This window comes from Nonomuraea sp. NBC_00507 (assembly GCF_036013525.1).
GTDB lineage: Bacteria > Actinomycetota > Actinomycetes > Streptosporangiales > Streptosporangiaceae > Nonomuraea.
In genome coordinates, this window is record NZ_CP107853.1 from 5862092 (window position 1) to 5874262 (window position 12171).

Annotated in this window: 11 protein-coding genes; 7 read left to right on the forward strand and 4 right to left on the reverse strand. The window is 71.9% G+C overall.

The genetic code is table 11. The features are described from left to right. Position 1: 1 nt before the first annotated feature. The gene (locus tag OHA25_RS28435; protein ID WP_327590506.1) at positions 2-733 is read right to left on the reverse strand and encodes an SDR family NAD(P)-dependent oxidoreductase; all 732 of its coding nucleotides are present in this window, start codon (positions 731-733) and stop codon (positions 2-4) included. 186 nt (positions 734-919) lie between these two features. Here OHA25_RS28435 and OHA25_RS28440 point away from each other — a divergent pair, with 186 nt between their 5' ends. The 7 genes from OHA25_RS28440 (at position 920) to OHA25_RS28470 (ending at position 8970) form a co-directional block, all read left to right on the forward strand. After that, the gene (locus OHA25_RS28440) at positions 920-1483 is read left to right on the forward strand and encodes a TetR/AcrR family transcriptional regulator (protein WP_327590507.1); all 564 of its coding nucleotides are present in this window, start codon (positions 920-922) and stop codon (positions 1481-1483) included. 206 nt (positions 1484-1689) lie between these two features. Continuing rightward, entirely contained in the window at positions 1690-2832 is a 1143-nt protein-coding gene (locus tag OHA25_RS28445) for a hypothetical protein (protein WP_327590508.1), read from the forward strand. Between the two features lie 161 nt (positions 2833-2993). After that, the gene (locus OHA25_RS28450; RefSeq protein ID WP_327590509.1) at positions 2994-3989 is read left to right on the forward strand and encodes a LacI family DNA-binding transcriptional regulator; all 996 of its coding nucleotides are present in this window, start codon (positions 2994-2996) and stop codon (positions 3987-3989) included. Then, a complete protein-coding gene (locus OHA25_RS28455; RefSeq protein WP_327590510.1) occupies positions 3986-4759 on the forward strand; it encodes a sugar phosphate isomerase/epimerase family protein in 774 nt (257 codons plus the stop codon). The genes OHA25_RS28450 and OHA25_RS28455 overlap by 4 nt, the downstream gene beginning before the upstream one ends. A gap of 32 nt (positions 4760-4791) precedes the next feature. After that, a complete protein-coding gene (locus OHA25_RS28460; protein WP_327590511.1) occupies positions 4792-5688 on the forward strand; it encodes an alkaline phosphatase family protein in 897 nt (298 codons plus the stop codon). 83 nt (positions 5689-5771) lie between these two features. Next, positions 5772-8354, forward strand: coding sequence for a PEP/pyruvate-binding domain-containing protein (locus OHA25_RS28465; protein ID WP_327590512.1), 2583 nt, complete (start codon positions 5772-5774; stop codon positions 8352-8354). Between the two features lie 4 nt (positions 8355-8358). Then, positions 8359-8970, forward strand: a complete 612-nt coding sequence (locus OHA25_RS28470) for a class I SAM-dependent methyltransferase (RefSeq protein ID WP_327590513.1) — start codon at positions 8359-8361, stop codon at positions 8968-8970. Between the two features lie 37 nt (positions 8971-9007). Here the strand turns inward: OHA25_RS28470 and OHA25_RS28475 are convergent, their stop codons facing one another. Genes OHA25_RS28475 through OHA25_RS28485 form a run of 3 tightly spaced genes read right to left on the reverse strand, consistent with a single transcriptional unit; the run spans position 9008 to position 12161 of the window. Beyond that, a complete protein-coding gene (locus tag OHA25_RS28475; RefSeq protein ID WP_327590514.1) occupies positions 9008-9856 on the reverse strand; it encodes a sugar phosphate isomerase/epimerase family protein in 849 nt (282 codons plus the stop codon). Continuing rightward, complete coding sequence (locus OHA25_RS28480; protein ID WP_442942210.1) at positions 9853-11016, reverse strand: dihydrodipicolinate synthase family protein; 1164 nt, start codon at positions 11014-11016, stop codon at positions 9853-9855. Before OHA25_RS28480 ends, OHA25_RS28475 begins: the two co-directional genes overlap by 4 nt. Further along, positions 11016-12161, reverse strand: coding sequence for a Gfo/Idh/MocA family protein (locus OHA25_RS28485; protein WP_327590516.1), 1146 nt, complete (start codon positions 12159-12161; stop codon positions 11016-11018). The genes OHA25_RS28480 and OHA25_RS28485 overlap by 1 nt, the downstream gene beginning before the upstream one ends. Positions 12162-12171 lie beyond the last annotated feature (10 nt).

Genomic DNA, 12171 nt, shown 5'->3' on the forward strand with positions numbered 1-12171 from the left:
CTCAGGCCGTGACGCCTGCGTCGACGGGGATCGAAGCGCCCGTGATGTGGCGCCCGCCCTCCCCGGCGAGGTAGGCGACGGCAGCGGCGATGTCGTCGGGAGAGCAGTACGTGCCGAGCGCGGTGTAGCGCCGCTCTTCCTCTGCCTCCGGGGTGTCGGCCGGGTTCATATCAGTGTCCGTGGAGCCCGGGTTGACCAGGTTCGCGGTGATGCCGCGCGGTCCCAGATCTCGAGCCAGACCCTTGACGAGGCCGGCCAGCGCTGACTTGCTCATCGCGTACGCCGTCCATCCGGGATAAGGCACCCGCTCGGCCAGGCTGCTGCCGATGAGGACGATCCTGCCGCCCCGCCCCATGTGCCGGGCGGCCGCCTGTGCCAGCACGAACGCCGCCCTCGGGTGGACGGCGAGCAGCCGGTCCACCTCCTCGAGCGTCACCTCCTCCAGCGCCCCGTACGGCGCGATCCCGGCGTTGCTCACCAGCACGTCGAGCCGCCCCAGCTCGCGCACCGTGCGCTCCACCGCCTCGACCAGCGCGCCGGGGTCGGCGGCCTCAGCGCGCATGCCGAGGGCGCGCCGGCCGGCTGCCTCGACCTCCTTGGCCACGGTGGCCGCCCGGTCGCTCGCGTTCTGGTACGTGATCGCCACGTCGAATCCGTCGTCGGCCAGCCGCCGTGCGACGGCCGCGCCGATTCCCCTGCTCCCGCCCGTGACCAGGGCGACCTTTCGGATCATGCCATCCTCCAAGAACCGGAATGTGTTCCGTTTATGACTCTAACTGGAACGTATTCCGCATACAAGTGGTGCCAGGATGGAGGTCGATCGTGAGAGGGTCCGGGATGGCGTGAGGGCGGCGACCGTGACGCGAGAGGGCGGAGACTGTGACGCGGGAGGGCGGACCGTGACGCGGGAGGGCAGACCGTGAAACGCGAGCGCACCGACGCGGCCCGCAACCGCGCGAAGATCCTCGCCGCGGCCGAGGCCATCGTCGCCGACCGGGGAGTGGGCGGCTTGTCGATGGCGGAGGTGGCCGCGGCCGCCGGGGTCGGCGTCGGCACGCTCTATCGGCGCTTCGGGGATCGCTCCGGGCTGGCGTACGCGCTGATCGACCGGCGGGAGCGGGAGTTCCAGTCCGCCTTCATCGAGGGGCCGCCGCCGCTCGGGCCAGGTGCGGAGCCCGCCGCGCGGGCACGCGCGTTCCTCGACGGACTCGCGGACCGCACGGTCGAGCAGCTCGACCTGCTGGTCATGGCGGAGACGGCGGGGCCGTTCGCCCGGTTCGGCGGCGCGTACGACGCCTATCACGGGCACCTGACGATGCTGATCGCACGGGTGCGGCCGGATGCCGACGCCTCCTGTCTGTCCGACGCGTTGCTGGCGCCTCTGGCCGCGCCGCTGCTGGCGTATCGGATCCGGGAGTGCGGGGTGGGGATCGAGCGGGTGAAGTCGGCGCTCGGCGACCTGCTCAACGGACTCACCCCCTGACGGCCGTCCGGAATACCGCCTGAGGTGGCGTGAGAGCGGGGAGTGACGAATGTTACTCTACGTGATTTTAGGGAAACATGTGAAATATCCGGACAACTCGTGGTCGGGTCTGCTAGGAAAGGGCGCGGTCCGCATTCGTACTAGAGAGGTTCATCGTGGCGCGCGACGAGAACGACAGGCCATACGAGGATGGGCAGGGTAGGTCGTTGAACCCGGAGCTGACGGGTGACGTGCTGTCGCCGCGGTGGAGCACCGATGACACCGACGAACAGCCTGCCATCCAGGTCGTCGGCAACGAGACCTACATCATGCCGCCCAATTCGCTGACCGGTGAGCCGCAGTTGGTGGGCCGCGACGGCGTGCGTGACGTGCTCGACGACGGCCCGGCGGCCTCGCACGATCTGCTGAGCGGCGGGCCTCGCGACCTGGGCGGCGGCCCGCAGGACGTGCTGGGCGACCCCGGTGGCCCGTACGACGTGCTCGGCGGCCACAGCGGTCCCCATGACGTGCTTGGCGGCCACAGCAGTCCTCCCGACGCGCTTGGCGGTCCTTACGACGTGCTCGGTGGCCACAGCGGTCCCCATGACATGCTCGGCGATGCCAGTGGCCCGCAGGACGCCCTGCCGGAGCACAGTGGACCGCATCAGGTCGAGGACGGGGCCCCGTACCTGCCGCTCGACCGGAGCTACGAGGGGGGTTACACCGACGACCGCGAGGAGGAGCAGACCAAACGCGGCTTTCTCGGCTCGGGGTGGACCGACGACTCTCCTCGCGGGCGCTCGGGCGGCGACCGGGAGGTGCGGCGCCGCACCAGGAAGCTGCTGGTGGCGGCGGCCGCGGTGGTGCTGGTCGGGGTGGGAGCCGGCTTCATGCTCACCGGCACCTCGTCGGACGACCCGTGCCAGGGCGGCCAGTGTGCCAGCGCTGGGGAGGTGACCACGCCCTCCGACACCGCGGCTCCCGAGGACACGCCGGCCGAGGAGGCCACTCCCGAGCCCGACGATTCGGCCACCTCGGAGCCGACCGATACCGAGTCCGCAATGCCCACCCCGACGGCCCAGCGGGCGCGGCCGACTCGCGAGCCGGCCGCCCGTCCCACCTCCACCCGCGCCGGTGAGCCGACCAAGAAGGCCACCAGCAAGGCCACCCGGCCGCCGGTGAGCGAGATGCAGGACACGGACACGGACACGGACTCGGGTCCCAAGAGCGGGCAGTCGGACAGCAAGCAGCAGCAGCCCACGCAGCCGAGCAGCAGCCAGCCGGCGCAGCAGCCCACCACCCAGGCGCCCGCGCCGACGCCGACGCAGGAGGAACGGAAGGGACTGCTCGACATCCTCTTCCCCTGGTGACGCTCCCACGGGCCGGGGGCTGACCCGATCCGCACCCCGGCCCGCCGCTGCCGGCCGTCCCGCCCTGCCCGGGGGCGTTCTGTCGTCTGGGGCCCGGGCATGTAAGGATGCGGATCCAGGTGCTGTTCTGGCACACTGGAAACCGCTTTCCGGGAGGTCACGTGGTCACGCTTGAGGACGTCGCCAGGCAGGCGGGCGTCTCGCTGGCGACCGCCTCGCGGGTGCTCAACGGCAGCACCCGCCAGGTCGGCGCGGCCCTGCGAGCGCGCGTCGAGCAGGCCGCCGACGAGCTGGGCTACCGAGCCAACATCGCGGCCCAGACGCTGGCCCGCGGTGCCGGCAACGTCATCGGCATCGTCGTGCACGACCTGACCGACCCCTACTTCGCGGCCCTGGCCGACGGGGCGATGCGGGCCGCGGCCACCGAGGGCCTGCTGGTCATGGTGGGCACCACGCATCGCGACCCGGAGCAGGAGATCGCCTACGTGGCCACGCTCAACGCCCAGCGCGTGCGGGCCGTGCTGCTGGTCGGCTCCCGCGTGGCCGACCCGGCCGTCACCGGGCGGCTCCGCGACGAGCTGGCCCGATACCGCTCAGGCGGCGGCCGGGCGGCCTGTGTCGGTCAGGACCTGCTGGGAGTGGACACCGTCGCGCCCGCCAACCGGGAGGGAGCGGCGGAGCTGGCACGCGCGCTGGCCGGGCTCGGGCACACCCGCTTCGCGGTGCTCGCCGGGCCGCCGCACCTGGTGACCGCCGCCGACCGCTGCGCCGGGTTCGCCGGGGCGCTGGAGGAGTTGGGGCTGCCCGCACCGCACGTGATCCACGGGCCGTTCGACCGCGACGGCGGCTACGCGGCCGCCCAGCAGGTGGGCGAGGACACGACCTGCGTGTTCGCGGTCAACGACGTGATGGCGGTCGGGGCGCTGGCGGCCTACCGCGAACGCGGAATCCGGGTGCCGGAGGACGTGTCGGTGGCCGGTTTCGACGACATCGTGACCCTGCGGGATCACGTGCCGGCGCTGACCACGGTGCGGCTGCCGTTGAAGGCCATGGGTGCGCGGGCGCTGGAGCTGGCACTGGGTGAGGAAGAAGCGGTGGCCGTCGAGCAGGTCGCCGGCGAGGTCGTGTTGCGGGAAAGCGTACGGAGGCTGATGTGAGGCTGGCGGTCAGCACGCTGGGGATGCCCGGCGAGGATCTGGACCGGGCGATCGAGATCGCGAGCGGGTCCGGGTGTCAAGGGCTGGAGCTGCGCCTGCACCCGGACACCGGGGTGCACGCCGGGCTGGACTCGGCGGAGCGGCGTTCGGTGCGGGAGCGGGTGGAGCGCGCGGGTCTGGAGATCTCCGCCCTTGCCGGCTATGTCGGGATCTGCGAGCCGGGGCCGGACGAGCCGGTCCTGGAAGCGCTCCTCGCCGACCTGCGGCTCGCCGTCGACCTGGGCGCGCCCGGAGTCCGGGTGTTCCCTCGCGGCGACGATTCAGCCATCGGCGCCCGCAGGCTGAAGGCCGTCTCCGGCACGGCCGCCGCGCTGGGCCGCCGCGTGCTCGTCGAGACGCACGACAGCATGGCCACCTGCGCGGCCGTGGCGGGGCTGCTCGCCGAGGCGGCCTGCCCCGAGACCACGGGAGCGATCTGGGACCTGCTGCACCCGTGGCGGCACGGCGAGTCCCCGGCCGACTCGCTGGCCGCGCTCGGCCCCTACCTGTCCTACGTCCAGGTCAAGGACGCGGTCTCGGCGCAGGACACCACGCCGGTGCCGATGGGCGCCGGATCCGTGCCGCTGGAGGAGGCGGGCGCGTTGCTGCGCGGGGCCGGGTACGAGGGGTGGGTGTCGCTGGAGTGGGAGCGCACGTGGTATCCACAGGTCGCGCCGGTTGAGGAGATCCTGCCCGGAGCGGCTGACTGGGTGCGGAGGTTCGCCGCTTAGATAGGGGGATGCCCCTACCTAGGAACAAAGTCTTGGTCGTCGGGATGGACGGCCTGCGGTTCGACCTGCTCGCCGCGTCGGGCGCCCCCGTGCTGACCGCGTTGATGTCCACCGGCGCGTACGGCACCAGCCTGCTCCCGTACGGCGAGGCCGGCGCGCCCCGCACGGAGTCGCCCGGCGAGGTCGTGCCCAAGAGCCCGGAGCCGGGGGATGGCGGCCGGGTCATCAAGTCCCGCAGCGACTCGGGGCCGGGCTGGTCGTCCATCGCGACCGGAGCCTGGCCCGACAAACACGGCATCGTTGACAACGGTTTCGCCGACCCCCAGTTCCAGAAATTTCCGGACTTTCTGACTCGTGCGAAGAATGCTCGGCCGGACTTCGTGACCTCGGCGTTCTTCTCCTGGGCGGCGCTCGCCGACCACGGCGCGTTCGGTCCGGTCATCGACCACCGGTTCGTGCTGGACGGGTACACCTGCGGCTGGGCCGAGGCCGACAAGCAGGTCACCGAGGCCGCCGAGCGGCACTTGGCTCACGACCACCCCGACGCCGTGTTCGTGTACCTGGGCGACACCGACGAGGTGGCCCACGACCTCGGCCCGCACGGCCCTGAGTACGCCGCCGCCCTCCAAGCCCAGGACGCGTACCTGGGTCGCCTGCTCGACACGATCCGCGCGCGGCCGTCGTACCCGGGCGAGCGCTGGACCGTGTTCGTCACCACCGACCACGGACACGTGGACGAGGGCGGCCATGGGGGCACGTCGGACGAGGAGCGCACGGTCTTCGTGATCGCCGCCCGGCTCGGCGAGGACCTGGGCGGCCGCTCGCTCGGCACGCCGCGCCTGGTCGACGTGGCGCCGTCGGTGCTGGCGGCGCTGGGGGTGCCGATCGATCCGCAATGGGACCTGGACGGCAGGCCACTGGAGCCGTGAGCTCAGAGTTCATCACCTGTTGAATTTCTGCCGAAAAAGCGGGAAACTGAGTGACAGGACGCTGAACGGCTGGAGTGCACTCGATGAACACGGCACTGGACTTCTCCGAGATCGACGGCGGGATGCTGGCTGAGGTGGGCGGCAAGGCCGCCAACCTCGGCGAGCTGACCAGGGCCGGGCTGCCCGTGCCGCCCGGCTGGGTGCTCACCACGGAGGCCTACCGTCAGGTCGCGGACGGGCTGGAGACCGGCGGAGAAGGGCTGGCCGAGCGCGCCAGGCGGCACCTGCTCCAAGCCCCGGTGCCGGCCGCCGTGCACGAGACGATCGTGAAGCACTACGCCGCGCTCGGCCCCGACGCCCCGGTGGCGGTGCGCTCGTCGGCCACGGCCGAGGACCTGCCGTTCGCCAGCTTCGCCGGGCAGCAGGAGACCTACCTCAACGTTGTGGGTGCCGAGGCGGTGGCCGAGGCCGTACGCCGCTGCTGGGCCTCGCTCTGGACCGACCGCGCCGTGGCGTACCGCGAGTCCAACGGCATCGACCACGCCGCCGTGCGCCTCGCGGTGGTCGTCCAGGTCATGGTGGACTCCCAGGTCGCCGGCGTGATGTTCACGGCCAACCCGGTCACGGGCCGGCGGCGCGAGGCCGTCATCGACGCCAGCCCGGGGCTGGGCGAGGCGGTCGTTTCCGGCGCCGTCAACCCCGACCGCTTCGTCGTGTGCGGCGGAGAGATCCTCGAACGCCACGCCGGCGACAAGCGGCTGGCCATCCGCTCCCTGCCCGGCGGCGGCACCGAGCGCGTCGAGACCACCCACGACGGCCTCTGCCTGACCGACGCCCAGGTCCTCGCGCTGGCCGAGCTGGGCGCCCGAGTCGAGGACCACTACGGCGCGCCGCAGGACACCGAGTGGGCCATCGACGCGGACGGCACGCTCTGGCTCACCCAGGCCAGGCCGATCACCACTCTCTACCCGCTGCCGGAGACCACCAGGGAGGGCCTGCGGGTCTTCTTCTCGGTCAACGTGGCCCAAGGCGTGATGGGGCCGATCACGCCCCTGGGGCTGTCGGCGTTCAAACTGATCAGTGGCGGTGCCGCGAGCCTGCCCGGTTACGGCCCCGCCGACCCGCTCGACGGCCCGTCCTTCGTGTCCGTTGCAGGGCAGCGCCTGTGGCTCGACATCACCACCGCCGTACGCAGCCGCCCCGGCCGCACCATCCTCCCGCGCGCGCTGACGCTCGGCGAGGCCCGCACCGCCACCGTCATGGAGCGGCTGGTGGAGGACCCTCGCCTGTCGCTCGTCCCCGCCTCCCGCCGCCCGTTCCTGCGCGCCCTCGCGCGCTTCGCCCACCGCGTCCATGCCCCGTCGCGTGTCCTGATGGCCCTGACCAGGCCGGAGAGGGCTCTGGCCTATGCCGCCCGGCTCGGCGGAGAGCTCGACAAGAGGCTCCAGGTGCCCGATTCCGCGACCCCCGCACAGCGGCTGGACCACGCCGAGCGCATGCTGGCCGGCACGTTTCCCACCATCATCTCGATCATGCCCATCGTGATCACCGGGTATGGCCTGTTCGCGCTGGCGTCCAAGCTGTCCGGCGTGCCGCTGGCCGAGATGCAGGACGTGCTGCGCAGCGTCCCGCACAACCCGACCACGGAGATGGACCTGGAGTTGTGGGCCCTGGCCACCCGTATCGAGCCGGCGCCCTTCAAGGAACTGCCGGTCGCCGAGCTGGTCCGCCGCTACAAGGAAGGCGGCCTGCCGCCGGTCGCGCAGCGCGAGATCACCGCGTTCCTGGACAAATACGGCCACCGCGGCGTCGCGGAGATCGACCTGGGCGTGCCCCGATGGTCGGAGGAGCCCGCGCACATCCTCGGCGTGCTGGCCAATTACCTACGCATGGACCTGCAGCGGGATGGGGGCGCCGACCTGGCTCCCGCCGCGCTGTTCGGCAAGGGCGCCGAGCAGGCGCAGGCCGCCATCGCGCACGTGGTGACGCAGGCCCGGCGCAGGGCCCGCTGGCGGGGTGCCGTGGCGCGGTTCGGGCTCCGGCGCACCAGGAAGTTCGCCGGCCTGCGTGAGCTGCCCAAGTTCTACCTGGTCAAGACGCTCGCCGCGGTGCGGCACAGCCTCTTCGCGGTCGGCGAGCACCTGGTGGGGCTCGGCGTGCTCGACGCGGCCGAGGACGTGTTCTTCCTGGACCTGCGGGAGGTCAGGGCCGCGCTGGGCGGAGGCGACCTGCGGGCGGTCGTGGCCGAGCGGCGGGCGGCGTACGAGCAGGAGCGGCGCCGCAGGCACGTCCCCCGAGTCCTGCTGTCCGACGGCACCGAGCCGGAGGCGCTGGCGGTTGCCGCCGCGGACGGCGCGCTGATCGGCACGGCCGCCTCGGCGGGCACCGTCACCGGCGTGGCCAGGGTGGTGCTCGACCCGGTCGGCGCGCACCTGGAGCCGGGCGAGATCCTGGTCTGCCCGTCCACCGACCCCGGCTGGACGCCGCTGTTCCTCACGGCCGGCGGCCTCGTCATGGAGATGGGCGGCGCCATGTCGCACGGCGCGGTGGTGGCCCGCGAGTACGGCATCCCCGCCGTCGTCGGCGTCCCCGACGCCACCCACCGCATCACCACGGGCCAGGAGATCGAATTGAACGGTGCGGCGGGCACCGTGACGCTACTGTGATCAAATGCCCGAGGCGTACTGGAACCACAACGTCCACTACCAGCAGCTCGTGCTGAAGCTCCTGCCGGAAGGCTGCGAGCACGTGCTCGACGTCGGCTGCGGGGACGGGCTGCTGGTGAGCAAGCTGGCCGCCCGCGTGCCGGCCGTCACCGGTGTGGATCGTTCCGCCGACGCGATCGCGATGGCGCGTCGGCAGTATGGCGACCTGGACAACGTCACTTTTGTGGAGGCCGACTACCTCGATGACGCGAAAGGCCTGCTCTCCGAGGGCAAGTACGACTTCGTCACCGCCGTCGCCGTCGTCCACCACGCGGACTTCGGCGCGGCCATGAACGGCCTGATTCGGCTGCTGGCGCCGGGCGGCCGGCTCGTGATCATCGGCATCGCGCGGGACCGCACACTCCTGGACCACGTCGTGCGCCTTGCCGGACAGACGGTCTCGCACGTGCTCAAGCTGTTCCACGGCGGCAAGCGCGGGCCCGGCGTGCCGGGCATGGACCCCGTCATCACCAAGGGACAGGTCGCCAAGCAGGCCCGTGTGCTGGTGCCCGGCAGCCGCTTCCGCCGCCTGCTGCTCCGCCGCTACCTGCTGACCTGGGACAAACCCGAGCGCTGACCGGGCGGCGGCCCTCTTCGAGCCGCCGCCCCGAGCCTCACGGACGCGACAGCACCACGTCCTCGTAGCGGGCCTTCATCGTGGCCACCACCTCGTCCGGGTCGGCGGCCCAGATGTCGGCGTTGAAGATCTCCACCTCGACGTCGCCGGTGTAGCCGGCGTCCAGGACCGCACGCGTGATCGGCTTGAAGTCGATCACGCCGTCGCCCATCATGCCCCGGCCCAGCAGCACGTCCTCCGGCAGCGGGTGCAGGTAGTCGCACACCTGGTAAGACGCGATCCGGCGGCCGGCCCGCGCGATGTCGTCGAACACCCTCGGGTCCCACCACACGTGGAACGTGTCGACCACCACGCCGACCTGCTCCTCCGGGTGCGCCAGCGCCAGGTCGAGCGCCTGGCCCAGCGTGGACAGGACCGCACGGTCCGGGCAGTAGATCGGGTGCAGCGGCTCCAGGGCCAGCTTGACGCCCCGCTCACCGGCGTACGGCGCCAGCTCCGCCAGCGCCTCGGCCACCCGCTCCCGAGCGCCCGCCAGATCCCGTGACGCGCCCGCGGTCAGCGGCTCGCCCGGCTGCACACCTGGCAGGCCGCCCACCACCATCACCAGGCAGGCCGCCTCCAGCTCGGCCGCCTCGTCGATGGCGCGGCGGTTGTCGTCGAGCGCCTCGGCGAACGCCTTGCCGCTGGTGGTGAGGAAGCCGCCACGGCACAGCGAGGACACCCGCAGCCCCGCGTCCCGCACCAGCTTGACACTCTCCGCCAGGCCCTGCTCGGCCACGTTCTGCCGCCACAGCCCGATCGCCTCCAGGCCGTGCCGCACGCACCCGTCCACGGCCTCCGCCACGGACCAGCGCCTGGTCGTCCACTGGTTGAGTGAGAGTCTCACAGTCCGTTCACCGCCAGCAGCGCCTTCATGCGGTGCACGGCCAGCTCCTGGTCGGACAGCAGACCGGCCTGGTCGGCCAGGCGGAACACCTCCGACAGGTGCAGCAGCGAGCGGGCCGACTGGGCGCCGTTCACCATGGCGAACGCGTCCTGGTGGCCGTTCAGCCATGCCAGGAAGACGATGCCGGTCTTGTAGTTGTACGTCGGCGTCTCGAAGATCTTCCGCGACAGCGGGACCGTCGGGCCGAAGATCTCGTCGTACGCGGCCAGCAGCCGGTCACGGCCCGCCTCGTCGCAGGCCGCCTCGGCCGCGTCCAGCACCTGCAGTGCCGCCGCGGCCGCCGGGGCGATCGCGTCGAAGATGCCCAGCAGCGCGTGCGAGCCCGTCTTGATCAGCGACGGGTAGTTGAAGTCGTCGCCCGTGTAGAGCTTGACGCCCTCGGGGAGCGCGGCGCGCAGGCGCACCTCGTGCTCCTCGTCCAGCAGCGACACCTTCACGCCGTCCACCATCGAGGCGTGGGCGTGGATCAGCTCCAGGAACGACTCGGTCGCGGCGTCCACGTCCCGCGAGCCCCAGTAGCCGGCCAGCTGCGGGTCGAACATCTCGCCCAGCCAGTGCAGGATCACCGGACGGTCGGCCAGGCCGAAGAGCTTGCCGTACACCTGGTGGTAGTCCTGCGGCCCCGCGGCCACCTTGGCGAGCTGACGGGAGGCCATGATGATCACGCCGGCGCCGGCCGACTGGACGGTCTCCAGCTGCTCGGCGTACGCGGCTGTGATCGTGTGCAGGTCGGCGGCCTCAGGCGCGTGGTCGGTGCCGGCCCCGCAGGCCACCAGCGTCGCCGGGTCGCCGAACGAGCGGGCCTCGGCGGCGCTGCGCCGGATGAGCTCCTTGGTCGCCGCCCAGTCCAGGCCCATGTTGCGCTGCGCGGTGTCCATCGCGTCGGCGATCCGCAGGCCGTGCGACCACAGGTGGCGGCGGAAGCGGAGGGTGGCGTCCCAGTCCACGGCGGCGGGGGAGCCGGGCGTGTTGTCGCCGAGCGGGTCGGCCACCACGTGGGCGGCCGCGTACACGATGCGGCTGGTCGCCGGCGTCTCCGACACCGGCCAGACCGTCGGCTCGGCCAGCGTGTACGCGCCGGCGCCGGGCAGATCGATCATCACAGCCCCGGCACCTCGATCCTGCGGCCCTCTGCGGACGAGCGCAGGCCCAGCTCGGCGAGCTGCACGCCCCGAGCGCCCGACGCGAAGTCGTACGGGAAGGGCGCGTCCTCCAGCACGTGCTTGATGAACGACTCCCACTGGATCTTGAACCCGTTGTCGAACTCGGCGTTGTCCGGCACCTCCTGCCAGCCGTCGCGGAAGCGCGCCGTGACCGGCAGATCGGGGTTCCAGACCGGCTTGGGGGTGGCCGCGCGGTGCTGCACGCGGCAGTTGCGCAGGCCCGCCACGGCGCTGCCGTGCGTGCCGTCCACCTGGAACTCCACCAGTTCGTCCCGGTTCACGCGGACGGTCCAGGAGGAGTTGATCTGCGCGACGATGCCGCCTTCAAGCTCGAAGATGCCGTACGCGGCGTCATCCGCGGTGGCCTGGTACGTCTTGCCCTGCTCGTCCACACGTGACGGGACGTGCGTCACGGCGCGGGCGTAGACCGACTCGACCCGGCCGAACAGGTTCTCCATCACGTAGTGCCAGTGCGGGAACATGTCCAGCACGATGCCGCCGCCGTCCTCGGCCCGGTAGTTCCACGAGGGGCGCTGCGCCTCCTGCCAGTCGCCCTCGAACACCCAGTAGCCGAACTCGCCGCGCACCGACAGGATGCGGCCGAAGAAGCCGCCGTCGATCAGCCGCTTCAGCTTGAGCAGGCCGGGCAGGAACAGCTTGTCCTGGACCACGCCGTTCTTGATGCCCTTCGCGGCGGCGGCCTCGGCCAGCGCGATCGCCTCCTGCGTGGACTCGGCGGTCGGCTTCTCGGCGTAGATGTGCTTGCCGGCCTCGATGGCCTTCAGCACGGCCTTCACCCTGGCGCTGGTGACCTGGGCGTCGAAGTAGATCACGTTGTCGTCGTCGGCGAGGGCCGCGTCGAGGTCAGTGGTGAAATCCGAAATTCCATGCTTCGACGCGATATCTGCCAATTTGTCGGCATTCCGGCCGACCAGCACCGGCTTGAGCTTCACCCGGGCGCCGTCCGAGAGCGTCACACCGCCCTGCTCGTTGATCGCCAGGACGGACCGGACCAAGTGCTGGCGGTAGCCCATCCGCCCGGTGACGCCGTTCATCACGACGCCGATGGTGCGCACGCTCATTGAGGATCCC

Coding starts and splice junctions, on each gene's coding strand:
- OHA25_RS28435 (WP_327590506.1), bottom strand. CDS start 733: ATGATCCGAAAGGTCGCCCTGGTCACGGGCGGGAGCAGGGGAATCGGC.
- OHA25_RS28465 (WP_327590512.1), top strand. CDS start 5,772: ATGAACACGGCACTGGACTTCTCCGAGATCGACGGCGGGATGCTGGCT.
- OHA25_RS28470 (WP_327590513.1), top strand. CDS start 8,359: ATGCCCGAGGCGTACTGGAACCACAACGTCCACTACCAGCAGCTCGTG.
- OHA25_RS28480 (WP_442942210.1), bottom strand. CDS start 11,016: ATGATCGATCTGCCCGGCGCCGGCGCGTACACGCTGGCCGAGCCGACG.
- OHA25_RS28485 (WP_327590516.1), bottom strand. CDS start 12,161: ATGAGCGTGCGCACCATCGGCGTCGTGATGAACGGCGTCACCGGGCGG.